Source organism: Pseudomonas sp. Ga0074129 (assembly GCA_001465025.1).
Classification (GTDB): Bacteria; Pseudomonadota; Gammaproteobacteria; order Pseudomonadales; family Pseudomonadaceae; genus Aquipseudomonas.
The window spans coordinates 1-22147 of sequence record LNDO01000048.1; the positions used below are offsets into that span (position 1 = coordinate 1).

Genomic DNA, 22147 nt, shown 5'->3' on the forward strand with positions numbered 1-22147 from the left:
TGCGCTTGAATCCTTTGGTGTGAGAGCCTGGATTCTACCGGTGGCTGGCCCTCTGCCTATCGTTTCAAGCGTTGCACTTATTCTATGAATTCAGGTAGGCTGCCATTAATTAAATTTTGCTTGCCAGGCGTGTGCGCCTGTTTCAGCCGCAAGTGCAGCATAAGCACTTCGGCCTGTTCTGAAGGAGTAAACATGGCGGTCTACAATTACGACGTAGTGGTGCTGGGTTCGGGCCCTGCGGGTGAAGGCGCGGCAATGAACGCGGCCAAGGCCGGACGTAAGGTGGCCGTGGTGGACAGTCGCCGAGAAGTGGGTGGCAACTGTACGCACTTGGGGACTATCCCCTCTAAGGCACTGCGTCATTCAGTGCGGCAGATCATGCAGTTCAACACCAATCCGATGTTTCGCCAGATCGGTGAGCCGCGCTGGTTCTCCTTCCCCGATGTGCTTAAAAGCGCTGAGCGGGTAATCGCCAAGCAGGTTTCGTCACGCACCGGTTACTACGCACGCAACCGCATTGATGTATTTTTTGGCACCGGCAGTTTTGCCGATGAGCACACCATTGAAGTGGTCTGCGCCAATGGCGTGGTCGAAAAACTGGTGGCTAAGCAAATCGTTATTGCCACGGGTTCGCGTCCTTACCGCCCGGTCGATGTGGACTTTCATCACCCGCGTGTATACGACAGCGACACTATCCTGAGCCTCACACACACACCGCGCCGGATCATCATTTATGGCGCTGGCGTGATCGGTTCGGAATATGCCTCGATCTTCAGCGGTTTGGGTGTTCTGGTCGATTTGATCGATAACCGTGACCAGTTACTCAGCTTTCTCGATGCTGAGATTTCCGATGCGCTGAGCTACCACTTGCGTAACAACAACGTACTGATTCGTCACAACGAAGAGTATGAGCGTGTTGAAGGGGTGGAAAACGGCGTTGTCCTGCACCTGAAGTCTGGCAAGAAGATTAAAGCGGATGCGTTTTTGTGGTGTAACGGCCGGACGGGTAATACCGATCAGCTTGGGCTTGAGAATATTGGCATCAAGGTCAATTCTCGCGGTCAAATTGACGTTGACCAGAATTACCGCACACCGGTGGCGAACGTCTATGCGGCAGGCGATGTAATTGGCTGGCCGAGCCTTGCCAGTGCTGCGTCTGACCAGGGTCGCTCAGCAGCCGGAAGCATTGTCGATAATGGAAGCTGGCGTTTTGTTGATGACGTGCCTACCGGTATTTACACCATTCCCGAGATCAGCTCGATTGGTAAAACTGAGCGCGAACTGACCCAGGCTAAGATCCCCTACGAAGTAGGTAAGGCGTTCTTCAAGGGCATGGCGCGCGCACAGATTTCCCATGAGCCGGTGGGTATGCTGAAGTTGTTGTTTCACCGCGAGACGTTGGAAGTGTTGGGCGTTCACTGCTTTGGTTATCAGGCGTCAGAGATTGTGCACATCGGGCAGGCGATCATGAGTCAGAAGGGCGAAGCCAACAGCATTAAGTACTTCGTGAACACTACCTTTAACTATCCGACCATGGCGGAAGCCTATCGCGTTGCCGCGTTCGATGGCTTAAACCGGCTTTTTTGAGGGGCTCCGGCCGGTGGCCTGAGCCGGCCGGGGAGAACCCGCTCAGCGACTCCTGCGACTGGCGCTGGCCTAATCGCGAAAGTTTCTGACCAGGCTTAAAGAAAAACCGGCACGAGTGGCCGGTTTTTTTCGTCTTCGATTTGCTTCAGGCAGTTTTCAGTAGCGTGTTGACCGCAAGGCCAGGGAAGTCGGTGATGATGCTGTCTACGCCAAAATCAGCCAGGCGGCGCATCAGTGCCGGCTCGTTGACTGTCCAGACAGAGACATGCAAGCCGGCTTTCTGTGCTTTGAGTAAACGCTCCGGTGTGCAAAGCGTCCAGTTCAACGCCAGCAGATGGCAGCCGTAATGCTGAGCCACTTTCAGTGGGTCGAGCCAGGCGTATTCAGCCACTAGGCCGCGTTGCAGGTGCGGGGCGTGTTGTTGTAGGGCACTGAGCACTTCGCGAGAGCTGGAGGTGACGGTGACTTTATCTATCAGGTTATAGCGCTCAGCCAATTCGGCTATGGCCTTGACCATGCGCGCCGAGCGCACCTTGGAGGCGCTTTTCACTTCAAGCTGCCAGTGCTCAAAATCGCATTGCGCAAACAGCTCTTCCAAGCGCGGAATCGTGCAGGGTGAGACGGCACCAGGCCCGCCTTTACGCGCGTCGTAGGTCACCAGTTCAGCGGCGTCGTGCTCGACGACTTTTCCGCGACGTCCTGTGGTGCGCTTGAGGGTTGGGTCGTGAATCACCATCAGTTCGCCGTCGCGAGACAGGTGTAAGTCCAGCTCGCAGCGGCGTACGCCATGTGCAAGGCATTGTTGGAAGCTGGCCAAGGTGTTCTCAGGTGCTTCGCCTTTGGCCCCACGGTGTCCGTAGATAACTGTCACGGTTACTCCTTGTCGATCTTGACTGCGCCGGGCTGATGATGACGCACGCTGTTGATCACGTGTTTGTGTTCAAAATAGACCGTGAACTCACGGTAGTCCCAGCGTGTGATTGGCGGATTGCCGATGCTGGGGTGTTCTTCGTCAGCCAGGCCAAAGCGCTCCAGTACAGATCGTTGTGATTCACCGAACTGCGGCAGGCTTAAACTGCCTGCGCCTTGCTGACCAATCGGAATGAGCAAGGTTTCGGCAAAGCAAGCCGGCGGTAGCAGTAGGGCTAAAAGCAGGATCAGACGTGGCATGCAGGCTCGAGGTCAGGGTTGTAAAGGTTGTTCGCGGGCTATGCGCCGTTCTAGCGCCTGGCGCTGCAGGATGTGCCGGGCGATAAGCTGGCGTTGAGTGTCGGTGAGTGTTTCAAACTCGGCGCCGATCTCAAACTGCTGGGATGGCAAGGGCCTGCAATGTGCGACTTTGGCACGCAGCAGCAGGCCGAGCGCCTGCGGCATAAGCACCATTTTAAGCGCAATGTGAGCGCCCGCAGCAATCGGCTGGGCATTGTTGAAGCTAAGGCCGCCTTCAGACAAGCTGACTTTACGTGGTGCACCGATGTCACGCAGTAGGCTTTGTGCAACCGCCTGTCCCAGCAAATCAATGCGCTTGTTAATCACCTTGAGGTAATTGGCCAGAGTGCGGTCGCGTTCGCTAATGTGGCGCAGCAGATGCTGCGACTCAAAGTCCATCAGGTGCAGGTCGCTGAGTAAATTGAACAACGGCGAGCCGTCGTGAAGCTCGTCACTGGCGAGGGCTTCAGCGCCCGAAAGCAGGGTGAATTCCAGTGCGATCGTATCGTCTATACGATAGTATTCGCGGCGATCATCTTCATCTTGAGTCGGCATGGCGAACCCATGGCAGCAGTAGTGGTCAGAGTGTAAGGCTGCAGGCCAAGCCCCGCCACAAGGACGTTTCCTTTTCCCTCGAATCAGCCCCCGACATGTTCAGACCTCTGTTCGTTTTTATCGGCACGCGTTACACGCGGGCCAAACGCCGTAACCACTTCGTTTCCTTTATATCCCTGACCTCCATGATCGGGCTGGCACTTGGCGTGCTCGTGATGATTCTGGTGTTGTCGGTGATGAATGGTTTCGACCATGAGATGCGCACGCGTGTGCTGGGTATGGTGCCGCACGCCACGGTTGAAAGTGCCACGCCGATTAAAGATTGGCGCAGCCTGGCAAATCAGGCGCAAAGCAATCCGCGGGTGCTGGCGGTGGCGCCGTTCAGTCAAATGCAAGGCTTGCTGACCAATGACGGCAAGGTGCAAAAAGTGCTGATCAATGCGGTCGATCCGCTTGAAGAAGCCAAGGTGTCGATCATTGATAATTTCTTCCAGCAAGGCCGCCTCCAAGCCTTGCAGCCCGGCGAGTTTGGCATGGTGCTGGGCGACAAGGCCGCCGCCAAGCTGGGTGTCGGCATGGGCGATAAAGTGACCTTTGTTGCCCCGGAAGTCACCGTGACGCCAGCGGGTATGTTTCCGCGTATTAAGCGATTCACTGTGGTGGGTATTTTCCATGTTGGGGCGGGTGAGATTGATGGGCATCTGGTGATGACCCATGTGCAGGATCTGGCGCGCTTGCAACGTTGGAACGTGGATCAAGTGCAGGGCATCCGTCTGAAATTCGCTGATCTGTTCGAAGCCCCGCGCACCGCTTGGGCGCTGGCGCAAACATTGGGTGAGGGCGATTACTATGCCCGCGACTGGACCCGTACCCACGGCAACCTGTACCAGGCCATCCGCATGGAAAAAGCCATGATTGGTCTTTTGCTGCTGCTGATCGTCGCCGTCGCTGCTTTCAACATCATCTCCACCCTGGTGATGGTGGTGACTGACAAGAAAGGTGATATCGCCATTCTGCGTACGTTGGGTGCAACACCGGGCCAAATCATGGCGATTTTCATGGTGCAGGGTACGGTGATCGGGGTGCTGGGCACCGCCATTGGTGCGGTATTAGGTTGCCTTGCGGCCCTGAACATCAGCCGCGCCATTGCTGGCCTTGAGCGTTTACTGGGTATTCAGTTTCTTAACGCTGATGTGTATTTCATTGATTATCTGCCGTCGCAGCTCATGCTCGCTGATGTGGTCATGGTATGCGCAGCGGCGTTGATTCTAAGTTTCTTTGCCACCCTCTATCCCGCTTGGCGCGCTGCGCGAACCCAGCCTGCTGAGGCGCTTCGTTATGAGTAAGTTGAGTAATCAGGCTATGCAAGATCGTGCCGTGTTGAGTTGCCGCAACCTGGGTAAAAGTTACGACGAGGGCCCGCAATCAGTGGTCGTTTTGCAGGATTTGCAGCTTGAGTTGCATCCCGGCGAGCGCGTGGCCATTGTTGGCAGTTCCGGATCGGGCAAGAGCACCTTGCTCAATATGCTCGGTGGTTTGGATACACCAAGCACTGGCAGCGTCTGGCTGGCTGGCGAGGAGTTGTCGGCGCTGAATGAAAAACAGCGTGGCCTACTGCGTAATCGCGCACTGGGGTTCGTTTATCAGTTCCACCACTTGCTGCCGGAATTCACCGCGCTGGAAAACGTCTGTATGCCTTTGTTGATTGGTCGAACGGCCATCAAAGAAGCACGTCAGCGCGCGACGGCGCTGCTGGAGCGCGTGGGGCTTGGGCATCGTTTGGCGCACAAACCGGCGGAACTGTCCGGGGGGGAACGCCAGCGTGTAGCGATTGCTCGGGCGTTGGTCAATCAGCCAGGCCTGGTGCTGCTCGATGAGCCCACGGGTAACCTTGATCAGCACACGGCACAAGGTATTCAAGATCTGATGAAGGAACTCAGCCGTTCCTCGCAGACCGCCTTTCTGGTGGTGACCCACGACATGGATCTGGCGCAGCAAATGGATCGCATTCTGCGCCTGGAAGGCGGTAAGTTGGTGGCAGCCTGATGTTTCGTCCGTTGAGTATCTTTATCGGTATTCGCTATACCGGGGCCAAACGGCGCAACCACTTTATTTCCTTTATCTCGATGACTTCGATGATCGGCCTGGCCCTCGGTGTGCTGGCGATGATTGTGGTGCTGTCGGTGATGAATGGTTTCCAGAAGGAAATGAGCACCCGCATCCTCGGCATGGTGCCGCACGCGAGCATCGCCGGCGCTCAGCCGCTGAATGATTGGCAGGTGGTGGCCGATGCCGCGCGGCAGCATCCTGAAGTGGTTGCTGCAGTGCCGTTTGCCGAACTAGAAGGCATGTTGTCTGTGCGCGGGGCGATGCAGCCTGTGCAATTGCACGGTGTGGATCCTGCGCTCGAACCGCAGGTCTCAATCATCGATCAGCACATGCAGAAAGGCCGTTTGAGTGACCTGCGTGAAGGTGACTTTGGTGTGGTGATTGGTGAAATCACCGCGCGCCGTTTTCAGCTGGGCGTAGGCGACAAATTGGCGCTAATCGTGCCTGAGTTGAGCAGTGTGCCGGGTGGCATTAGCCCGCGTATGCAGCGGCTCAATGTGGTCGGCATCTTCAAGGTCGGTGCAGAACTGGACAGTTCGCTAGCCTTGATTCACGTGGCTGATGCCGCATATATCCAACGCATGCAACCCGGCCAGGTGCAAAGCGTGCGGTTAAAGCTAAAGGATTTGTATCAAGCACCGCAGGTGGCGGCACAGGTGGTCCGCGAGCTGGGGCAGGGCTATGTCAGCAGTGACTGGACATTGACCCAGGGCAGCCTGTTTAGCGCGATGAAAATGGAAAAAACCATGATCGGTCTGCTGCTGCTGCTGATCGTTGCGGTCGCCGCGTTTAACATCATCGCCACACTGATTATGGTGGTGGCAGACAAGGGGGCGGACATTGCGATTCTACGCACCCTAGGCGCAACGCCGGGCCAAATCATGGGCATCTTCATGGTGCAAGGTACTGTGATCGGTGTGATCGGTACGCTGGTTGGTGCGGTGCTTGGCATTTTTGCAGCACTGAATGTCAGTCAGTTGGTGGGCTGGATCGAGCGCTTGAGCGGTCAGCAAGTGATGAGCTCTGATGTGTATTTCATCAGCAATCTACCTTCAGAGCTGTTGCTCTCTGATGTTGTGCTGATCTGCGGTGCGGCTTTTACCCTGAGCTTTCTTGCGACGGTTTATCCGTCCTGGCGCGCGGCTCGCATTCAGCCAGCGGATGCCCTGCGCTACGAGTAGTAGGCCGCATTCGAGGTGGGCTAAAGGCAGTACTAACCTGTCGAACATAAAAAAGCCGTCATTATTTGACGGCTTTTTTATTACGGCTGGAGACGGCGTTTCTCCTGGCGCTTGCGCCAATTGTGACCCACCCACCAGCGCCAATAAGCATTCACGCCGAAGTAGCCAATCGCGGCCAGCAAGAGGCCGAGCACCAGCGACCCAAGGTAGAGCGGTTGCCAGTGAGTCTGTAATACATGCCCCACCCAGCCTAAGGTTATGTGATCGGGCATTTGCAGGCTTGGTGTATTCATTAACCAGGCGCCGAACGTGTAACTGCAGTAAAAAACCGGAGGCATGGTGATCGGGTTTGTAAGCCAAACCAGACCTATAGAAATCGGCAGATTGGCACGTGCCGGGACGGCAATAGCGGCAGCGGCTAACATTTGCATGGGCATTGGAATCATTGCCCAAAACAGGCCGATGGCCATGGCGCGCGATACCGAGTGTCGGTTCAGATGCCAGAGGTTGGGGTCATGAATGAGGCTGCCCAGAAAACGCAGGGACTTGTTGTCCTTGATACGGTCTGGGTGAGGCATGTAGCGCTTGAATAAACGACGCGGCATGAAGACTCTCTGGCAGGTAAAAGCGCCGACATTATGCACCCATCGCTGACCAGCTGCTTTCACACTTTGTGACAGCAGATAAGTACAGCGTAAGGCTTTAGCAAAAGGCTATCTGACTCAAGGAGCGAGTCCATGCGAACTGCACTGTTGGCGTTGGTGGCCGGGATGTTGCTGCTACGTTTCCTCCCGAGCTTGCCCCCGCCTTGGGCTTTGTTGCTTATGCTAGTCGGCGGCATTCTCTTGTTGCCCTGGCGCAGTTATCCCATTGCCTTGTTTCTGTTTGGTTTCACCTGGGCCTGTTTTTCCGCTCAAACAGCGCTGGACGATCGACTGGCCCCTGAGCTGAACGGTCGCACGCTCTGGTTGCAGGGGCGAGTGGTGGGGTTGCCGCAAGTCAGCCAAGGCGTGGTGCGTTTTGAGCTTGAACAGGCGATTTCACGCCGTGCCGAGTTGCCACAGCGACTACGTCTGGCTTGGTACGGCGGCCCCGCCATTCACGCCGGAGAACACTGGCGTTTGGCGGTCAAGCTTAAGCGAGCGCATGGCTTGGTCAACCCGCAGGCATTTGATTACGAGGCTTGGCTGCTGGCGCAGCGCATCGGTGCCACTGGTTCGGTGAAAAGTGGGCAGTTGCTGTCGCCTGCCAGTGGTGTAGGGGCTTGGCGTGATCGTTTAAGGCAGCAGTTGCTGGTCACACCTGCGCATGGTCGCGAAGGTGGTTTGACGGCTTTGGTGTTGGGCGATGAGTCGGGGTTGTCGAGCGCCGATTGGCAGGTACTGCAAAATACCGGCACGGTGCACCTGATGGTGATTTCGGGTCAGCATATCGGGCTATTGGCGACGCTCTTGTATGGTTTGATTGCAGGGCTGGCGCGCTTGGGCTGGTGGCCTCGCGCATTTCCGTGGCTGCCTTGCGCCTGTTTGTTGGCATTCAGTGGGGCGCTTGCCTACGGCGGGTTAGCCGGTATGGATGTGCCGGTGCAACGCGCCTGTGTGATGGTCGGTCTGGTGCTGTTATGGCGCTGGCGCTTTCGTCAGCTTGGTCTGTGGTTGCCTGTGCTCGTCGCTCTTGTGGTTGTGCTGTTGGCAGAGCCACTGGCCAGTTTGCAGCCTGGGTTTTGGCTGTCGTTTGCTGCGGTGATGTTGCTGATCCTGATTTTCAGCGGCCGTCTGGGTGCCTGGTCCTGGTGGCGTTCATTGCTGCGCGCACAATGGGCGATGGCGGTTGGTTTGCTGCCCTTGCTTTTGGCGCTTGGCTTACCGGTAAGCAGCAGCGGGCCGTTGGCCAATCTTGTGGCAGTGCCCGTTGTGGGTTTAGTGGTGGTGCCGCTGGCGCTGCTGGGCACGTTGCTGTTGCCTGTACCCTGGCTCGGGGCGTTTCTATGGGGCATCGCCGGCTGGGTGCTTGATCTGCTGTTTTTACTGCTCGTACGTGTTGCGCAGTGGCTGCCTGCCTGGTTGCCCAGCGATCTGTCCGTTGGGGTTTGGTTGTTGATCGCGCTGGGGGCGTTGCTCCTATTGCTGCCTGCGGCGCTGCCAATGCGCAGTCTGGGTGTTCTGATGCTGTTGCCCTTAGTGTTCAGCCCACAGCAGCGTCCAGCACCGGGCCAGGCTGAGGTTTGGATGCTTGATGTGGGGCAGGGGCTGTCGGTGCTGGTGCGCACCCATAAACATAACCTCTTGTATGACGCCGGCCCACGGTTTGGCGAGTTCGATACCGGGGAGCGGGTGGTGCTGCCTTCACTGCGGGCGCTGGATGCGCGAGGGCTGGATCTGTTGTTGCTCAGCCATGCGGACAACGATCACGCCGGAGGGGCTGAGGCAATTGTGCGCGGGTTGCCGGTCAGTCATGTGCGCAGTGGTGAGCCTGGCCAGTTAGCAGCCAATCTGCGGGCCGAGGCGTGCGTCAGTGGTCAGCATTGGCAGTGGGATGGCGTTAGCTTTCAGACCTGGCATTGGGCGCAGGCCCGCGATGGTAATCAGGCGTCCTGCGTGCTGTTGATCGAAGCTAACGGTGAGCGTTTGTGGTTGACCGGTGACATCGACAACCATGCCGAGCGCGCGTTGTTAGGCAGCGGTTTGCCCATGTCAGCGCAGTGGTTGTTTGCGCCTCATCATGGCAGCCGCAGTTCATCCTCGGCTGACCTGTTGGCGCGGGTCAGGCCACGTGCGGTGCTGGTCTCCCGTGGTGCGCACAACGCCTTTGGCCACCCGCATCCTGAGGTGCTTGCCCGTTATAGGGCGCTTGATGCTCAGGTGCTGGATACCGCCCAGCATGGTGCGGTGCGTATCCATCTGGGCGCATTTGAGCCTGCACAGAGTTTGCGTGATCAAGCGCGCTTTTGGCGGGAAAAATGAGAACGGCAGCGGTCGGCGGCACCGTCACCCTATGCTAGAGTGACGCCACTTTTGTGAGGGGGATCTGCCACCGTGTGGGAACTGGTCAAAGCTGGCGGCTGGATTATGCTGCCGATCATTCTGTGTTCTATCGCTGCTGCCGGCATCATCGCCGAGCGTTTGTGGACCCTGCGGCCAAGCCGCGTAACACCGCCGAATCTGCTCGGGCAGGTGTGGAAGTGGATCAAAGACAAAAAGCTCAATAACCAGAAGCTCAAGGAACTCCGTGCCAGCTCGCCGCTGGGGGAGATTCTCGCTGCCGGCTTGGCCAACTCCAAGCATGGTCGCGAGATTATGAAGGAGTGCATTCAAGAGGCGGCCGGACGCGTTATTCATGATCTGGAACGCTACCTCAATGCTCTGGGCACTATTGCCGGTATCGCGCCGCTGCTTGGTCTGCTCGGCACCGTACTGGGCATGATCGAGATTTTCAGTTCGTTTATGGGCTCAGGCATGGCCAATGCGGGCTTGCTCGCCAGTGGTATTTCCAAGGCACTGATCACCACGGCCGCAGGTCTGATGGTGGCCATCCCTGCGTTGTTCTTCCACCGTTACTTGCAGCGCCGTGTTGATGAGTTGGTGATCGGCATGGAGCAGGAAGCGATTCGCCTGGTGGAAGTGGTGCAGGGTGATCGTGACGTCGACATGGGCGAGGACAAGGCGTGAAATTCCGGCGTAAACCGCGGGAAAACGTCGAGATCAACCTGGCCTCGTTGATCGACGTGGTGTTTATCCTGCTGCTGTTTTTTGTGGTCACCACCACCTTTACCCGTGAGACCCAGCTCAAGGTTGATCTGCCGGAGGCTGCCACTGGCACGCCGCCCGAGCAGACCGAACTGAAGCAGTTGGAGATCCTCATTGCGGCTGATGGCACCTACTCGCTGAACGCCAAACAGTTGCTGAAAAGTGATCTGGACGGTTTGATGGCTGCATTGCAGAAAGAGTCGGATGGCGATAGCAGCCTGCCGCTGATCATCAGTGCCGACGCCAAGGCGCAACACCAAGCGGTGATTACTGCCATGGATGCGGCCGGCAAGTTAGGTTTTGCGCACTTGCGTATGACCACCGTCGAGGCGCAGGCCGCGCCTTGAGGTGTGTTTGCCGATGAGCCTGGCCGAACGCATCACGGCAGCCTGGTACGCCGATCACCCAGCGCTCGGTTTGCTGCGGCCACTTGAGTGGCTGTACCGCGCGGTGGTACAGCGCAAGCGCGCGCGCTTTCTGGCGGGTGATGGTCGTATCTACCGTGCCCCTGTGCCGGTGGTGGTGGTCGGTAATATCACCGTCGGCGGCACCGGCAAGACCCCCATGATTCTCTGGATGATCGAGCATTGTCGCCGTCAAGGCCTGCGCGTTGGCGTGGTTAGCCGTGGTTATGGCGCGCAGCCTCCGCACCTGCCTTGGCGTGTACAGGCGGATCAGCGCGCCGACGTGGCTGGCGACGAGCCCTTACTGATCGTGCAGCGCAGCGGTGTGCCGCTTATGATTGACCCTGATCGCAGTCGCGCCGTGGCCGCGTTGCTGGCAGAGCAACCGCTGGACCTGATCCTCAGTGACGACGGCCTGCAGCACTACCGCTTGGCCCGTGACCTTGAACTGGTGCTGATTGACGCCGCGCGTGGTTTGGGTAATCGCCATTGCCTGCCAGCTGGCCCGCTGCGTGAGCCAATCGAGCGTTTGCAAAGTGTCGATGCGCTGCTTTACAACGGCGCCGCCGCTGATCCGCAGGGTGGCTACGGCTTTACCCTGCAGCCGCAGAACTTGGTCAATTTGCGCAGTGGCGAGGCGCACGCGCTGACGCACTTCCCGCCTGGTCAGGCGCTGCACGCCGTGGCAGGTATTGGCAACCCACAGCGTTTCTTCAATACCCTCGAAGGGCTACACTGGCGGCCTGTTGCGCATGCCTTTGCTGATCACGCGCCGTACAGCGCCGAGTTGCTTAATTTCAGCCCGGCACTGCCGGTGCTGATGACCGAAAAGGATGCGGTCAAGTGCCGAGCCTTTGCGGCTGACGATTGGTGGTACCTAGCGGTAAACGCTGCGCCTTCGGCTGCGTTTGTCGCCTGGTTTGATCAGCAATTGCAGCGTCTTGTGCCGCGCACCTGATTGTTCTGATCACTCGGCCAGCCCCGCTCGCCATTGCAGTTGCTTTCTACCAAGGACCTCCCATGGACCCGAAACTACTCGATATTCTCGCCTGCCCACTGTGTAAGGGGCCGCTCAAGCTCAGTGCCGACAAAAGCGAGCTGATCTGCAAAGCCGATGCGTTGGCTTTTCCGGTGCGCGATGGCATCCCGGTAATGCTGGAGAGCGAAGCACGCACCCTCAACGTCGACGAACGCCTGGACAAGTAAATGAGCACTGCTTTTACCGTTGTCATTCCAGCGCGTTTCGCCTCCAGCCGCCTGCCGGGTAAGCCGCTGCAAGACATTGCGGGCAAACCGATGATCCAGCATGTCTGGGAGCAAGCATGCAAAAGCAGCGCTCAACAGGTTGTGGTGGCGACCGACGATGCGCGCATCGTAGAGGCTTGTCAGGGCTTTGGCGCGCAGGTGCTGCTGACCCGCGTCGACCATAACTCCGGCACTGATCGTTTGGCTGAAGTGGCCACGGCGCTGGGTTTGGCAGCAGATGCCATTGTGGTCAATGTGCAGGGTGACGAGCCGCTGATTCCGCCCGCGATCATTGATCAGGTCGCCGCCAACCTGGCCGCTAACCCACAAGCCGCCATCGCCACCCTGGCTGAGCCGATTGAGGATGTGCAGGCGCTGTTCAACCCTAATGTGGTCAAGGTGGTCAGTGACAAAACCGGCCTGGCCCTGACTTTCAGCCGTGCGCCGCTGGCCTGGGCGCGGGATGCCTTCGCCAGCAGTCGTGACGAGTTGCCAGCTGGCGTGCCGTATCGTCGGCACATCGGCATCTACGCCTACCGTGCGCAGTTTCTGCATGACTTCGTTAGCTGGGGCCCTTGCTGGCTGGAAGACACCGAATGCCTGGAGCAGCTGCGCGCGCTCTGGCACGGCGTGCGTATCCATGTTGCCGATGCATTGGAGGCACCGCCTGCTGGCGTTGATACACCGGAAGACCTGGCGCGGGTTCGTCGCCTGCTGGGGGCCTGATGCGCGTTTTGTTTGTCTGCCTGGGCAACATCTGCCGTTCGCCAACAGCTGAGGGTGTTTTACGCCACAAGCTGCGTGAAGCCGGACTGCAAGCGCGCGTCGAGGTCGACTCGGCTGGCACTGGCGACTGGCATGTGGGCAAGGCTGCGGATCTGCGCACGCGTCAAGCCGCGCAGCAGCGTGGTTATGACCTCTCGGCATTGCGCGGTCGGCAGGTTCAGGCGGCAGATTTCAATGCCTTTGACCTGATTCTGGCCATGGACAACAGTAACCTGCGTGATTTGCAGCAACTGCGCCCGGGCAATGCCACGGCTGAGTTGGATCTGTTTTTGCGGCGTTATCAGCTGCAACTCGATGAGGTGCCTGACCCTTATTACGGCGGCGCAGACGGTTTTGAGCAGGTGCTAGACCTGATCGAGCAGGCTTGCGAAGGCTTGCTACGTGAAATCAAGGGGCAGCTATGAGCCTGCAGGTGCGTACTCAGGTATCGCTAAAGCCGTACAACAGTTTTGCCGTTGAGGCGCAGGCCAGTCATTTTGCCGAGGCGCAAAACGACCAGCAGGTGCGTGAAGCGCTGGCCTATGCTCAGGCGCAACAACTGCCTGTGCTGGTGCTGGGCGGCGGCAGCAATCTGCTGCTCACGGCCGATGTGCAGGCGTTGGTATTGCGTATGGGCAGTCGCGGTATCCGCCTGCTCAGCGATGACGGCGAGCATGTGGTGATCGAGGCGGAAGCGGGCGAGCCCTGGCATCCCTTCGTGCTGTGGACGCTGGCGCAAGGGCTTGCCGGTCTGGAAAATCTTAGTCTGATCCCTGGCACTGTGGGCGCTGCACCGGTGCAGAACATCGGTGCCTACGGTGTTGAGCTTAAGGATGTGTTTGTTGGCCTGACCGCTTTGGACCGCCGGACTGGAGAGCTGCACGAACTCACGCTGCACGATTGCGACTTCGCTTACCGCGATAGTCTGTTCAAGCGTGAAAATGGCCATTGGCTGATTTTGCGGGTGCGCTTTGCGCTTAGCCGCAAGGCCACGTTGCACCTGGATTACGGCCCGGTGCGCCAATGGCTGACGGAGCAAGGCATTGCGGCTCCCACGGCGCTGAACGTCAGTCAGGCCATCTGCGCCATTCGTAGCGAAAAGCTGCCCGATCCTGCTGTGTTGGGGAATGCGGGGAGTTTCTTCAAAAATCCGTTGGTGTCGGCTGAGCAGGCGCAACGCTTGCGCATTGAACATGCTGACTTGGTGGCTTATCCGCAGGCCAATGGTGAGGTCAAGCTGGCGGCTGGTTGGCTGATTGAGCGGGCTGGCTGGAAGGGTTTTCGTGAAGGCGATGCGGGTGTGCATCGTTTGCAGGCGCTGGTGCTGGTTAATTACGGCTCTGCTACGGGGAGCCAGTTATTGGCGCTGGCGCAACGTATTCAAGCAGATATCAAGCAGCGTTTTGCGGTTGATTTAGAGATCGAGCCAAACCTGCTTTAAACACGCTGCCGCTAGTAATAAACAGCGGATTGACCGCGTTTTTAAACGACCATAAACGCAAAAGGGGATGCCGAAGCATCCCCTTTTTTATGGCGAGGCGAATCAGGCTTGTGGCTTGACTGCTTCTGCTTCGTGCTGCGGTGCTTCAGTTTCAGTTTCAGTTTCAGTAAACAGTGAGCTTTGCGGCTCAGGGCTTACTTCGGCTTCTGCTGGCGCGGCATCAGCTTTCGCTTCGGCTGCGTCAGTCTCGGCAGGTTCCTGGGCTGCAGTTTCAGCCACAGCTTCGGCTACAGGCTCTGCAATCACCGGTTCAGCAGCCTCAACGGGTGCGGCAGCGGCGGGTGCTTCAGCAGCTTCACGGGCCAGGCGTTCGGCTTCACGCTGACGACGACGCACTTCGCGCGGATCGTTCGGCGCGCGACCGTTGCTGCTAACGGCGACTGCTGGTGCAGCGTCGGCAGCTGCAACTTCAGCCACTACGGCTTCGGCAACCGGCTCGGCAGCAGCGACCACTGCGGCTTCTTCAACAAACTCTGCGACAGAGGCTGGCGCCTCTACTGCAGCAGGTGCTGGTGCAGCTTCGGCGGCAAATACAGGCGCTTCACTGGCTTCGACAACCGGGCTGCTTACCGCTTCTACAGCAACAGCTTCAGCGGCGGTTTCAACAACTGCTGATGGCGCTTCAGTGGCAGCGACTTCACGTGGTTGCTCTTGCTCGGCAACTGCCGGTGCTACTTCAGCGGCCGTTTGCACGGCTTCTTCTGCGCCAGTGATAACGGCGGCAGTGACTGCTGCTGCAACGACTGCGTTATTGGCATCGACTGGGGCTTCTGCGGTTTCTTCGCTGCCTTCAATCGGATTACCGTTGGCATCGCTCTGACGCTCACGGCGATTGCTGCGGCGACGCTGGCCACGCGAGCGGCGACGTGGACGGTCACCACCTTCGCTGCCTTCCTGTTCATCGTCCTGCAGGGCTTCTTCAGTGTTCAGCGCCTCTTCATCGCCGGCCACAGCGGCCTGTTCGGCACGTGGTTGGCGCTCTTCACGCGGTGCGCGCGGCTGACGCGGTTCGCGTTGCGGGCGCTCAGCGCGTGCTTCTTCGCTAACGGTTGCGCTATCACCTGGCGCGGCATCCAGCGGCTCACGCAGTTCGCGTGGCTGGCGCTCTTCGCGTGGCTTACGGTCACGTGGCTGGCGCTCTTCACGCGGTGGACGCGATTGGCGCACTTCCTGCGGCTCGCGAACTTCTACGACGTCACGCGGGCTGCGTTCTTCACGTGGCGCACGTTCCTCGCGCGGTGCGCGCTCCTCACGTGGTGCACGCTCTTCGCGGGCCACGCGTGGCTGGCGTTCTTCACGCGGTGCACGTTCTTCACGTGGGCCACGCTCCTCACGAGGTGCGCGGTCTTCGCGCGGTTTGCGCTCTTCACTGCGACCACCACGGTTGCGATTTTGCTGACGACCGTTGCGGCGGTCATCGCTGCGCTGCGGGCGCTCGCTGGTTTTCTGCTCGACAACGGCAGGCTTTTCTTCTTCCTTGCTGGCGAACAGGCTGACCAGTGATTTCACCAGGCCTTTGAACAGGCTGGGTTCGGCAGCAGCTACTGGCTGCGCAGCAACGCTTTCAACCGGTGTTGGCGCGGTGCGCTGTGGCGCGGTCTTGATCGCGGCTTCCTGGCGAACCAGGGTGCGCGTGGCGGCGGCCTGTTTTTCTTCTTCCACTTCAATGGTCGCCATTTCATAGCTGGATTGAATGGATTGGGCTTCCGGGCTGTCGTCACGGATGCGCGTTACTTCGAAGTGCGGTGTTTCCAGATGGTCATTCGGAATGATCACGATGCGTGCACGAGTACGCAGCTCGGTTTTGGTGATCGAGTTGCGTTTTTCGTTGAGCAGGAAGGCGGCAACTGGAATTGGCACTTGCGCGCGTACTTCGGCGGTGCGGTCTTTCAGGGCTTCTTCTTCAATCAGGCGCAGGATCGCCAGCGACAACGACTCGACATCACGAATGATGCCCTGGCCGTTGCAACGTGGGCAGACGATACCGCTGCTTTCGCCCAGGGATGGACGCAGGCGCTGACGCGACATTTCCAGCAGGCCAAAGCGCGAGATGCGCCCGACTTGCACGCGTGCACGGTCTGCTTCCAGGCTTTCGCGGACTTTTTCTTCAACAGCGCGTTGGTTCTTCGCTGGCGTCATGTCGATGAAATCGATCACGATCAGGCCGCCGATATCACGCAGACGCAACTGGCGGGCGATTTCTTCAGCCGCTTCCAAGTTGGTCTGCAGGGCGGTTTCTTCGATGTCGCTGCCTTTGGTCGCACGCGCCGAGTTGATGTCGATGGACACCAGGGCTTCGGTCGGGTCGATGACGATGGAGCCACCGGACGGCAGTTTCACTTCGCGCTGGAAGGCAGTTTCGATCTGGCTTTCGATCTGGAAACGGTTGAACAACGGCACGCTGTCTTCATACAGCTTGATCTTGCTGGCGTACTGCGGCATCACCTGGTTGATGAAACTCAGGGCTTCCTGCTGCGCTTCGATGCTGTCGACCAGCACTTCGCCGATGTCCTGGCGCAGGTAGTCACGGATGGCGCGGATGATGACGTTGCTTTCCTGATAAATCAGGAAGGGTGCGGCGCGGTCCAGTGAAGCTTCTTTGATCGCGGTCCAGAGTTGCAGCAGGTAATCCAAGTCCCACTGCATTTCTTCGCTGGAGCGGCCTAGGCCGGCGGTGCGCACGATCAAGCCCATGTCGCTTGGCGCAACCAGGCCATTCAGCGCTTCACGCAGTTCATTACGCTCTTCGCCTTCGATACGGCGTGAGATGCCACCGGCGCGCGGGTTATTTGGCATCAGCACCAAATAACGACCGGCGAGGCTGATAAAGGTGGTGAGGGCTGCGCCTTTGTTGCCGCGCTCTTCTTTCTCGACCTGAACGATGACTTCCTGGCCTTCCTTGAGCACGTCTTTGATATTGACGCGGCCTTCTGGAGCCTTGCTGAAGTATTCGCGGGAGATTTCTTTGAGCGGGAGAAAACCATGGCGCTCTGAGCCGAAGTCAACGAAAGCGGCTTCGAGGCTTGGTTCTACGCGGGTGATTTTCCCTTTATAGATGTTGGATTTTTTCTGCTCACGGGCGCCGGACTCGATGTCCAGGTCGTAGAGTTTCTGCCCATCTACTAGGGCAACACGCAACTCTTCGGGTTGAGTTGCGTTAATCAGCATTCTTTTCATGTAGTACCGTCGGTTTCCGGTGCTGGCGGAAGCGGCGTTCGGCACACACGACTTCAGGGTCGGTGTCAGGTGCGTCAGGAACGGTCGTAAAGCGTTCCAGTGTCTAGCGGCGATCAGCCAATTGTGCTGGACCGCGACGGACGTCTCCTGCTCGCTGTGATAACAGAAAGCACTAAGTCAGGAGGAGGAATCAGCTGTCGGTAGCGGACGAGATAAAGCGTCTTGGTAAAGCGAGCTGCTACGCGGACCAACAGTTGTACATCTCCACCCTACACGTATCGCTGAAACTCGGGTGCCGCTCGCGAAAATCCGCAGCGGGTTAACTATTAACGCAACTGTCCAGAGGGGCAGGTTGCGCATCATGGCTTAAAGGCTTTATTTCCGAGTTATTCTCAGCCTTGCAGGCTTTCATTCGTTGAATAACCCGTCGGACGGCCTCACGTCCCGAATGGATTGCGTTGGTTGGGGATGGCAGTTTTGGCGATCATCCGCTAACCAGGCCGCTTTTGGCGGCTTTGCGACTATAGCAGCAATGATTAAGTGCTTCAATTCCATAAAAAATTGTTATGATTGCGCGATGACTAATCCTTCCCCTCCAACCTCCGGCGTTCAGCTGCTCGAGGTTGCGCCGGAACTTGCCGGCCAACGCATTGATAACTTTCTGCGCACCCAGCTCAAAGGTGTGCCCAAGACTCTGATTTACCGGATTTTGCGTAAAGGCGAAGTGCGCGTAAACAAAGGTCGGATCAAGCCCGAGTATAAATTGCAGGCTGGCGACATTATTCGTGTGCCACCACTGCGTTTGGCTGAGCGCGATGAGCCTGAGCCACTGGCGCAGGGTCTTCTGCAGCGTCTCGAGGCTGCAATCGTCTACGAAGACAAGGCGCTGATCGTGCTCAACAAGCCTGCGGGTATTGCCGTGCATGGTGGTAGCGGTCTGAATTACGGGGTGATTGAAGCCTTCCGTCAGTTGCGTCCAGATGCAAAAGACCTGGAGCTGGTGCATCGCCTGGATCGTGATACTTCCGGTCTGTTGATGATTGCCAAGAAGCGCAGCATGTTGCGTCACCTACATGAAGCCTTGCGTGGTGATGGTGTAGATAAGCGCTATATGGCGCTGGTTCGCGGGCATTGGGCGACTGCCAAGAAGCAAGTTAATGCGCCGCTACTGAAGAGTAATCTGCGTTCGGGTGAGCGCATGGTTGAGGTCAATCCTGAAGGTAAGGAGGCGCTGACCATCTTCCGTGTGCTGCGTCGCTTCGGTGAGTTCGCAACCTTGGTCGAGGCCAAGCCGGTGACCGGTCGTACCCATCAGATTCGTGTGCATGCGCAGCATGCCGGTCACTGCATTGCCGGTGACAGTAAGTACGGCGATGACGATTTCACCAAGGAAATTCGCGATTTAGGCGGCAAGCGTCTGTTTCTTCATGCTTATGAGTTAGTCGTGCCGCTGCCCGAGGGTGGGCAGCTCAAGCTTGAGGCTCCGGTCGATGAGGTGTGGGCGCGGACTATGGAGCGTCTTGGTGCGTGACTGTCCGGAGCTTGGCTACCAACTGCTGATCTTTGATTGGGACGGCACGCTGGTTGATTCTATTGGTCGGATTGTCATGGCCATGCATCTTGCTGCGGATGCGTGCGAATTGCCTCGCTGCACGGACGAGCAAGTGCGCGGCATTATTGGCCTGGGGTTGCCTGAGGCCATTCGCAGTTTGTACCCGCATTTAGATGATGTCGATCTTGCCAAGCGTCTGCGTCAAAGTTACAGCGACAACTATCTGATGCTGGAGGCTGAGCCTTCTGCCTTGTTTCGGGGTGTGGCAGAAGGCTTGGCGTCGTTTCGTGCGCAAGGTTATCGTCTGGCGGTGGCTACGGGCAAAGGCCGGCATGGTTTGCAGCGGGTTTTAGCGGATCGTGGTTGGCTTGATTACTTCGATTACAGCCGCTGCGCCGATGAAACGGCCAGCAAGCCTGACCCGTTAATGTTGCACGAAATTCTGGCGCAGAGTGGTGTTGCTGCAAATCGAGCCCTTATGGTTGGAGATTCCTCCTTCGATTTGTTGATGGCGCAGCGTGCTGGAATGGATTGTGTGGCGGTGGGCTATGGCGCGCAGCCGTTGCAGGCGCTGCGTAAGTGTCAGCCAACGCTGGCCATTGAATGTTTTACCGAGTTGCATGCCTGGCTAGACGGGCGTGCGTCTAATCAGTCAGTTGGGGTGGTATTGCATGACAGATGAATGGAAGGCGTCGGCAGCGGCTGATGGTGACGGTAAAAGTTGGCAGTTGCTGGAGAAAACGCTGCTGGCTGGTGTGCAAGAGCAGCGTCGAGCAAGGCGTTGGGGGATTTTCTTCAAGCTGCTCACGTTTACTTATATCTTTGGCGCGCTGGCTCTTTTCTCGCCCATGCTGGCGATGAAAACGAGCGCGACTACAGGCAGCCACACTGCTGTGATCGAAGTGCGTGGGATGATTGCGGACCAGGAAATGGCCAGCGCTGACAATATTGTAAGCAGCCTGCGCGCGGCGTTTGAAGACGCAGGGACCAAGGGCGTTATTCTGCGTATCAATAGTCCTGGTGGTAGTCCGGTGCAGTCGGGTTATATCTACGATGAGATTCTTCGCCTGCGTGCTGAGTATCCGGCGGTAAAACTCTATGCCGTGATTACGGATCTGGGGGCGTCAGGTGCCTATTACATTGCCAGTGCGGCAGATCAAATTTATGCCGATAAGGCCAGTTTGGTTGGCTCGATTGGTGTGACGGCGGCGACTTTTGGATTTGTCGGTGTGATGGAGAAGCTGGGTGTTGATCGCCGGGTTTATACCTCGGGTGAGCACAAGGCGTTCCTTGATCCATTCCAGCCGCAAAAGGAAGAGGAAACCAAGTTCTGGCAGGGAGTTCTGGAAACAACGCATCGCCAGTTCATCGCCAGCGTCAAGCAGGGTCGTGGTGACCGCCTGAAGACTGCCGAACATCCAGAGTTGTTTTCCGGTTTGGTCTGGTCGGGCGAGCAGGCGCTGCAGTTGGGCTTGATTGATGCGCTGGGTAGTACAAGCTATGTAGCGCGTGAGGTGATTGGCGAGAAGGAGATCGTCGATTTCACATTGCAGGAGTCGCCTTTTGATCGCTTCGCCAAAACCCTTGGCGCAAGCATGGCTGAGCGAATTGCGTTGTGGATGGGTTTCCAAGGCCCTGTTATTCGCTAAGGCTTTAACTGCCCGTAAAAAAGCCCGGCCATTCGCCGGGCTTTTGCATTATGGGATATCGATGCCATTGACCAGTAGCATGTCGACAAGTCGAATCAGTGGTAGCCCGATCAGGCTGTTGCTGTCACTGCCCTCTGTGCTGCGAAAAAGGCTGATGCCCAATCCTTCAGACTTGAAGCTGCCTGCGCAGTCAAAGGGTTGCTCGGCTTCCAGGTAGCGTGTGATTTGTGCTTCGCTAAGTGGGCGGAAGTGCACGATAAATGGCACGCAGTCGGTTTGTAGCAGGCCGGTGGCTGTGTTTAAAACCGTCAATCCGGTCATAAATGTCACGCTATTGCCGCTGGCGGCGCGCAATTGCTCGCAGGCACGCTCGAAAGTGTGCGGTTTGCCGAGGATCTCTGTGCCAAGCACCGCGACCTGATCTGAGCCGATGATCAGGTGGTGCGGGTGGCTGCTGCTCAGTGCGTGTGCTTTTTCCTGTGAAAGGCGGCGAACCAGTGCTTCAGCACTTTCGTTTGCCTGGCGAGATTCGTCGATTTGCGGCGCGATTGATGAAAAAGGCAGGCGCAGGCGGCTGAGTAGTTCGCGCCGGTAAGGTGAGCTGGAAGCCAGTACCAGAGGCAGCACGGTCAAATTCCTTCTGGGGATTTAAGTGGTGGGCGATTCTAGCGGTCGGTTCGGGTGCTGGACAGGCCGAATTTCCTTTGACAGGGGCGGGTTGCATCCCTAGAATGCGCCGCCTATGTCAAATGGCCCGATTCCACCTCACGTTGATCCGCGCAAATTAGCCGATCGCAGTGCCACCCTCGAAGGTGAACTGCAACTCGCAGATTTGCAGCGTCTCTGCGGCCCGCTTGCCGATAACCAAGGCATGGTGCGTACGAAGTTCTTCTTCGAGCGCGACGAGCGCAATGCTGTGGTTTTTCACAGCGAGCTTGAGGTTGAAGTCAAGATGGTTTGCCAGCGTTGTCTTGAGCTGGTTGCTTTGCCGATCTACAGCGCGTGTGATTACGCTGTGGTTAAGGAAGGCGGAAACACCCAGTCAGTGCCGCAAGGCTATGACGTGATTGAGTTGGGTGAAGACCCATTGGATCTGCTGGCGTTGGTTGAAGAAGAGCTGTTGCTCGCTTTGCCCATTGTCCCGGCTCATGACCCTAAAGATTGCCAGCAGCCGGCCGGCCTCGATGAGCCCGAGTCGAGCGTGGACGAGGTAACGCGGTCCAACCCGTTCAATGTATTGGCGCAGTTAAAGCGTGACCCAAACGTTTAGGAGTTAATTAGTTATGGCTGTTCAGCAGAACAAAAAATCCCGTTCCGCCCGTGACATGCGTCGTTCGCACGATGCTCTCGACGCAAGCACCCTATCGGTTGAGAAAAGCACCGGTGAAATTCACCTGCGTCACCACGTATCGCCAGAAGGCGTTTATCGTGGTCGCAAAGTGATCGACAAAGGCGCTGACGAGTAAT

23 protein-coding genes are annotated in these 22147 nt (G+C 57.7%); 17 read left to right on the plus strand and 6 right to left on the minus strand.

Annotated features, from left to right (window positions below; translation table 11 throughout):
• Positions 1 to 192 precede the first annotated feature (192 nt).
• A complete protein-coding gene (gene sthA / locus AUK77_RS03705) occupies positions 193 to 1587 on the plus strand; it encodes a Si-specific NAD(P)(+) transhydrogenase (RefSeq protein WP_296126264.1) in 1395 nt (464 codons plus the stop codon).
• 145 nt (positions 1588 to 1732) lie between these two features.
• Here sthA and AUK77_RS03710 read toward each other — a convergent pair whose 3' ends face one another.
• Genes AUK77_RS03710 through AUK77_RS03720 form a run of 3 tightly spaced genes read right to left on the minus strand, consistent with a single transcriptional unit; the run spans position 1733 to position 3351 of the window.
• On the minus strand, positions 1733 to 2458 hold the full coding sequence (locus AUK77_RS03710) for a glycerophosphodiester phosphodiesterase (RefSeq protein ID WP_296126265.1): 726 nt from the start codon (positions 2456 to 2458) through the stop codon (positions 1733 to 1735).
• Between the two features lie 2 nt (positions 2459 to 2460).
• Positions 2461 to 2757: a phosphodiesterase gene (locus tag AUK77_RS03715; protein ID WP_296126269.1), complete on the minus strand. Its 297-nt coding sequence runs from the start codon at positions 2755 to 2757 to the stop codon at positions 2461 to 2463.
• A gap of 12 nt (positions 2758 to 2769) precedes the next feature.
• A complete protein-coding gene (locus AUK77_RS03720) occupies positions 2770 to 3351 on the minus strand; it encodes a PilZ domain-containing protein (protein ID WP_296126271.1) in 582 nt (193 codons plus the stop codon).
• Positions 3352 to 3446: 95 nt separating this feature from the next.
• On the opposite strand from AUK77_RS03720, the gene AUK77_RS03725 reads away from it, so the two are divergent.
• From AUK77_RS03725 to AUK77_RS03735, 3 genes are read left to right on the plus strand one after another with little or no spacing between them, the layout of a single operon-like run.
• Positions 3447 to 4697, plus strand: a complete 1251-nt coding sequence (locus AUK77_RS03725; protein ID WP_296126274.1) for a lipoprotein-releasing ABC transporter permease subunit — start codon at positions 3447 to 3449, stop codon at positions 4695 to 4697.
• Between the two features lie 16 nt (positions 4698 to 4713).
• Positions 4714 to 5397: a lipoprotein-releasing ABC transporter ATP-binding protein LolD gene (gene lolD, locus AUK77_RS03730; protein WP_296126351.1), complete on the plus strand. Its 684-nt coding sequence runs from the start codon at positions 4714 to 4716 to the stop codon at positions 5395 to 5397.
• Complete coding sequence (locus tag AUK77_RS03735) at positions 5397 to 6641, plus strand: lipoprotein-releasing ABC transporter permease subunit (RefSeq protein ID WP_296126276.1); 1245 nt, start codon at positions 5397 to 5399, stop codon at positions 6639 to 6641. The genes lolD and AUK77_RS03735 overlap by 1 nt, the downstream gene beginning before the upstream one ends.
• A gap of 80 nt (positions 6642 to 6721) precedes the next feature.
• Here AUK77_RS03735 and AUK77_RS03740 read toward each other — a convergent pair whose 3' ends face one another.
• A complete protein-coding gene (locus tag AUK77_RS03740) occupies positions 6722 to 7246 on the minus strand; it encodes a DUF2062 domain-containing protein (protein WP_296126278.1) in 525 nt (174 codons plus the stop codon).
• Positions 7247 to 7378: 132 nt separating this feature from the next.
• On the opposite strand from AUK77_RS03740, the gene AUK77_RS03745 reads away from it, so the two are divergent.
• The 8 genes from AUK77_RS03745 (at position 7379) to murB (ending at position 14242) form a co-directional block, all read left to right on the plus strand.
• Complete coding sequence (locus tag AUK77_RS03745) at positions 7379 to 9604, plus strand: DNA internalization-related competence protein ComEC/Rec2 (protein ID WP_296126280.1); 2226 nt, start codon at positions 7379 to 7381, stop codon at positions 9602 to 9604.
• 72 nt (positions 9605 to 9676) lie between these two features.
• Positions 9677 to 10309: a MotA/TolQ/ExbB proton channel family protein gene (locus tag AUK77_RS03750; protein WP_296126284.1), complete on the plus strand. Its 633-nt coding sequence runs from the start codon at positions 9677 to 9679 to the stop codon at positions 10307 to 10309.
• The gene (locus AUK77_RS03755; protein WP_296126287.1) at positions 10306 to 10734 is read left to right on the plus strand and encodes a biopolymer transporter ExbD; all 429 of its coding nucleotides are present in this window, start codon (positions 10306 to 10308) and stop codon (positions 10732 to 10734) included. The genes AUK77_RS03750 and AUK77_RS03755 overlap by 4 nt, the downstream gene beginning before the upstream one ends.
• Before the next feature lie 13 nt (positions 10735 to 10747).
• Positions 10748 to 11749: a tetraacyldisaccharide 4'-kinase gene (gene lpxK, locus AUK77_RS03760; protein WP_296126289.1), complete on the plus strand. Its 1002-nt coding sequence runs from the start codon at positions 10748 to 10750 to the stop codon at positions 11747 to 11749.
• 62 nt (positions 11750 to 11811) lie between these two features.
• On the plus strand, positions 11812 to 11997 hold the full coding sequence (locus AUK77_RS03765) for a Trm112 family protein (RefSeq protein WP_296126292.1): 186 nt from the start codon (positions 11812 to 11814) through the stop codon (positions 11995 to 11997).
• Complete coding sequence (gene kdsB / locus AUK77_RS03770; protein WP_296126296.1) at positions 11998 to 12762, plus strand: 3-deoxy-manno-octulosonate cytidylyltransferase; 765 nt, start codon at positions 11998 to 12000, stop codon at positions 12760 to 12762.
• A complete protein-coding gene (locus AUK77_RS03775; protein ID WP_296126299.1) occupies positions 12762 to 13226 on the plus strand; it encodes a low molecular weight protein-tyrosine-phosphatase in 465 nt (154 codons plus the stop codon). The genes kdsB and AUK77_RS03775 overlap by 1 nt, the downstream gene beginning before the upstream one ends.
• Positions 13223 to 14242 carry a UDP-N-acetylmuramate dehydrogenase gene (gene murB / locus AUK77_RS03780; protein WP_296126300.1) on the plus strand — a complete coding sequence of 340 codons (1020 nt, stop codon included), beginning with the start codon at positions 13223 to 13225 and terminating at the stop codon, positions 14240 to 14242. The genes AUK77_RS03775 and murB overlap by 4 nt, the downstream gene beginning before the upstream one ends.
• A gap of 102 nt (positions 14243 to 14344) precedes the next feature.
• Here the strand turns inward: murB and rne are convergent, their stop codons facing one another.
• Positions 14345 to 17479 (minus strand): ribonuclease E, encoded by a 3135-nt coding sequence (gene rne, locus AUK77_RS03785; RefSeq protein ID WP_296126302.1) that lies wholly within the window; start codon positions 17477 to 17479, stop codon positions 14345 to 14347.
• Positions 17480 to 18056: 577 nt separating this feature from the next.
• On the opposite strand from rne, the gene rluC reads away from it, so the two are divergent.
• From rluC to AUK77_RS03800, 3 genes are read left to right on the plus strand one after another with little or no spacing between them, the layout of a single operon-like run.
• A complete protein-coding gene (gene rluC / locus AUK77_RS03790; RefSeq protein WP_296126307.1) occupies positions 18057 to 19010 on the plus strand; it encodes a 23S rRNA pseudouridine(955/2504/2580) synthase RluC in 954 nt (317 codons plus the stop codon).
• On the plus strand, positions 19003 to 19713 hold the full coding sequence (locus tag AUK77_RS03795; RefSeq protein WP_296126310.1) for an HAD-IA family hydrolase: 711 nt from the start codon (positions 19003 to 19005) through the stop codon (positions 19711 to 19713). The genes rluC and AUK77_RS03795 overlap by 8 nt, the downstream gene beginning before the upstream one ends.
• Positions 19703 to 20680 carry a S49 family peptidase gene (locus AUK77_RS03800; protein WP_296126312.1) on the plus strand — a complete coding sequence of 326 codons (978 nt, stop codon included), beginning with the start codon at positions 19703 to 19705 and terminating at the stop codon, positions 20678 to 20680. Before AUK77_RS03795 ends, AUK77_RS03800 begins: the two co-directional genes overlap by 11 nt.
• 48 nt (positions 20681 to 20728) lie before the next feature.
• On the opposite strand, the gene AUK77_RS03805 is transcribed toward AUK77_RS03800, so the two are convergent.
• Positions 20729 to 21304, minus strand: a complete 576-nt coding sequence (locus AUK77_RS03805; protein WP_296126354.1) for a nucleoside triphosphate pyrophosphatase — start codon at positions 21302 to 21304, stop codon at positions 20729 to 20731.
• Between the two features lie 118 nt (positions 21305 to 21422).
• On the opposite strand from AUK77_RS03805, the gene AUK77_RS03810 reads away from it, so the two are divergent.
• Both AUK77_RS03810 and rpmF read left to right on the plus strand, forming a co-directional pair.
• A complete protein-coding gene (locus tag AUK77_RS03810; RefSeq protein ID WP_296126315.1) occupies positions 21423 to 21950 on the plus strand; it encodes a YceD family protein in 528 nt (175 codons plus the stop codon).
• A 13-nt stretch (positions 21951 to 21963) separates the two neighbouring features.
• Positions 21964 to 22146: a 50S ribosomal protein L32 gene (gene rpmF, locus AUK77_RS03815; protein WP_079201670.1), complete on the plus strand. Its 183-nt coding sequence runs from the start codon at positions 21964 to 21966 to the stop codon at positions 22144 to 22146.
• Position 22147 lies beyond the last annotated feature (1 nt).

Coding starts and splice junctions, on each gene's coding strand:
- sthA (WP_296126264.1), top strand. CDS start 193: ATGGCGGTCTACAATTACGACGTAGTGGTGCTGGGTTCGGGCCCTGCG.
- AUK77_RS03715 (WP_296126269.1), bottom strand. CDS start 2,757: ATGCCACGTCTGATCCTGCTTTTAGCCCTACTGCTACCGCCGGCTTGC.
- AUK77_RS03720 (WP_296126271.1), bottom strand. CDS start 3,351: ATGCCGACTCAAGATGAAGATGATCGCCGCGAATACTATCGTATAGAC.
- AUK77_RS03725 (WP_296126274.1), top strand. CDS start 3,447: ATGTTCAGACCTCTGTTCGTTTTTATCGGCACGCGTTACACGCGGGCC.
- lolD (WP_296126351.1), top strand. CDS start 4,714: ATGCAAGATCGTGCCGTGTTGAGTTGCCGCAACCTGGGTAAAAGTTAC.
- AUK77_RS03735 (WP_296126276.1), top strand. CDS start 5,397: ATGTTTCGTCCGTTGAGTATCTTTATCGGTATTCGCTATACCGGGGCC.
- AUK77_RS03740 (WP_296126278.1), bottom strand. CDS start 7,246: ATGCCGCGTCGTTTATTCAAGCGCTACATGCCTCACCCAGACCGTATC.
- AUK77_RS03745 (WP_296126280.1), top strand. CDS start 7,379: ATGCGAACTGCACTGTTGGCGTTGGTGGCCGGGATGTTGCTGCTACGT.
- lpxK (WP_296126289.1), top strand. CDS start 10,748: ATGAGCCTGGCCGAACGCATCACGGCAGCCTGGTACGCCGATCACCCA.
- AUK77_RS03765 (WP_296126292.1), top strand. CDS start 11,812: ATGGACCCGAAACTACTCGATATTCTCGCCTGCCCACTGTGTAAGGGG.
- kdsB (WP_296126296.1), top strand. CDS start 11,998: ATGAGCACTGCTTTTACCGTTGTCATTCCAGCGCGTTTCGCCTCCAGC.
- AUK77_RS03775 (WP_296126299.1), top strand. CDS start 12,762: ATGCGCGTTTTGTTTGTCTGCCTGGGCAACATCTGCCGTTCGCCAACA.
- murB (WP_296126300.1), top strand. CDS start 13,223: ATGAGCCTGCAGGTGCGTACTCAGGTATCGCTAAAGCCGTACAACAGT.
- rne (WP_296126302.1), bottom strand. CDS start 17,479: ATGAAAAGAATGCTGATTAACGCAACTCAACCCGAAGAGTTGCGTGTT.
- rluC (WP_296126307.1), top strand. CDS start 18,057: ATGACTAATCCTTCCCCTCCAACCTCCGGCGTTCAGCTGCTCGAGGTT.
- AUK77_RS03800 (WP_296126312.1), top strand. CDS start 19,703: ATGACAGATGAATGGAAGGCGTCGGCAGCGGCTGATGGTGACGGTAAA.
- AUK77_RS03810 (WP_296126315.1), top strand. CDS start 21,423: ATGTCAAATGGCCCGATTCCACCTCACGTTGATCCGCGCAAATTAGCC.
- rpmF (WP_079201670.1), top strand. CDS start 21,964: ATGGCTGTTCAGCAGAACAAAAAATCCCGTTCCGCCCGTGACATGCGT.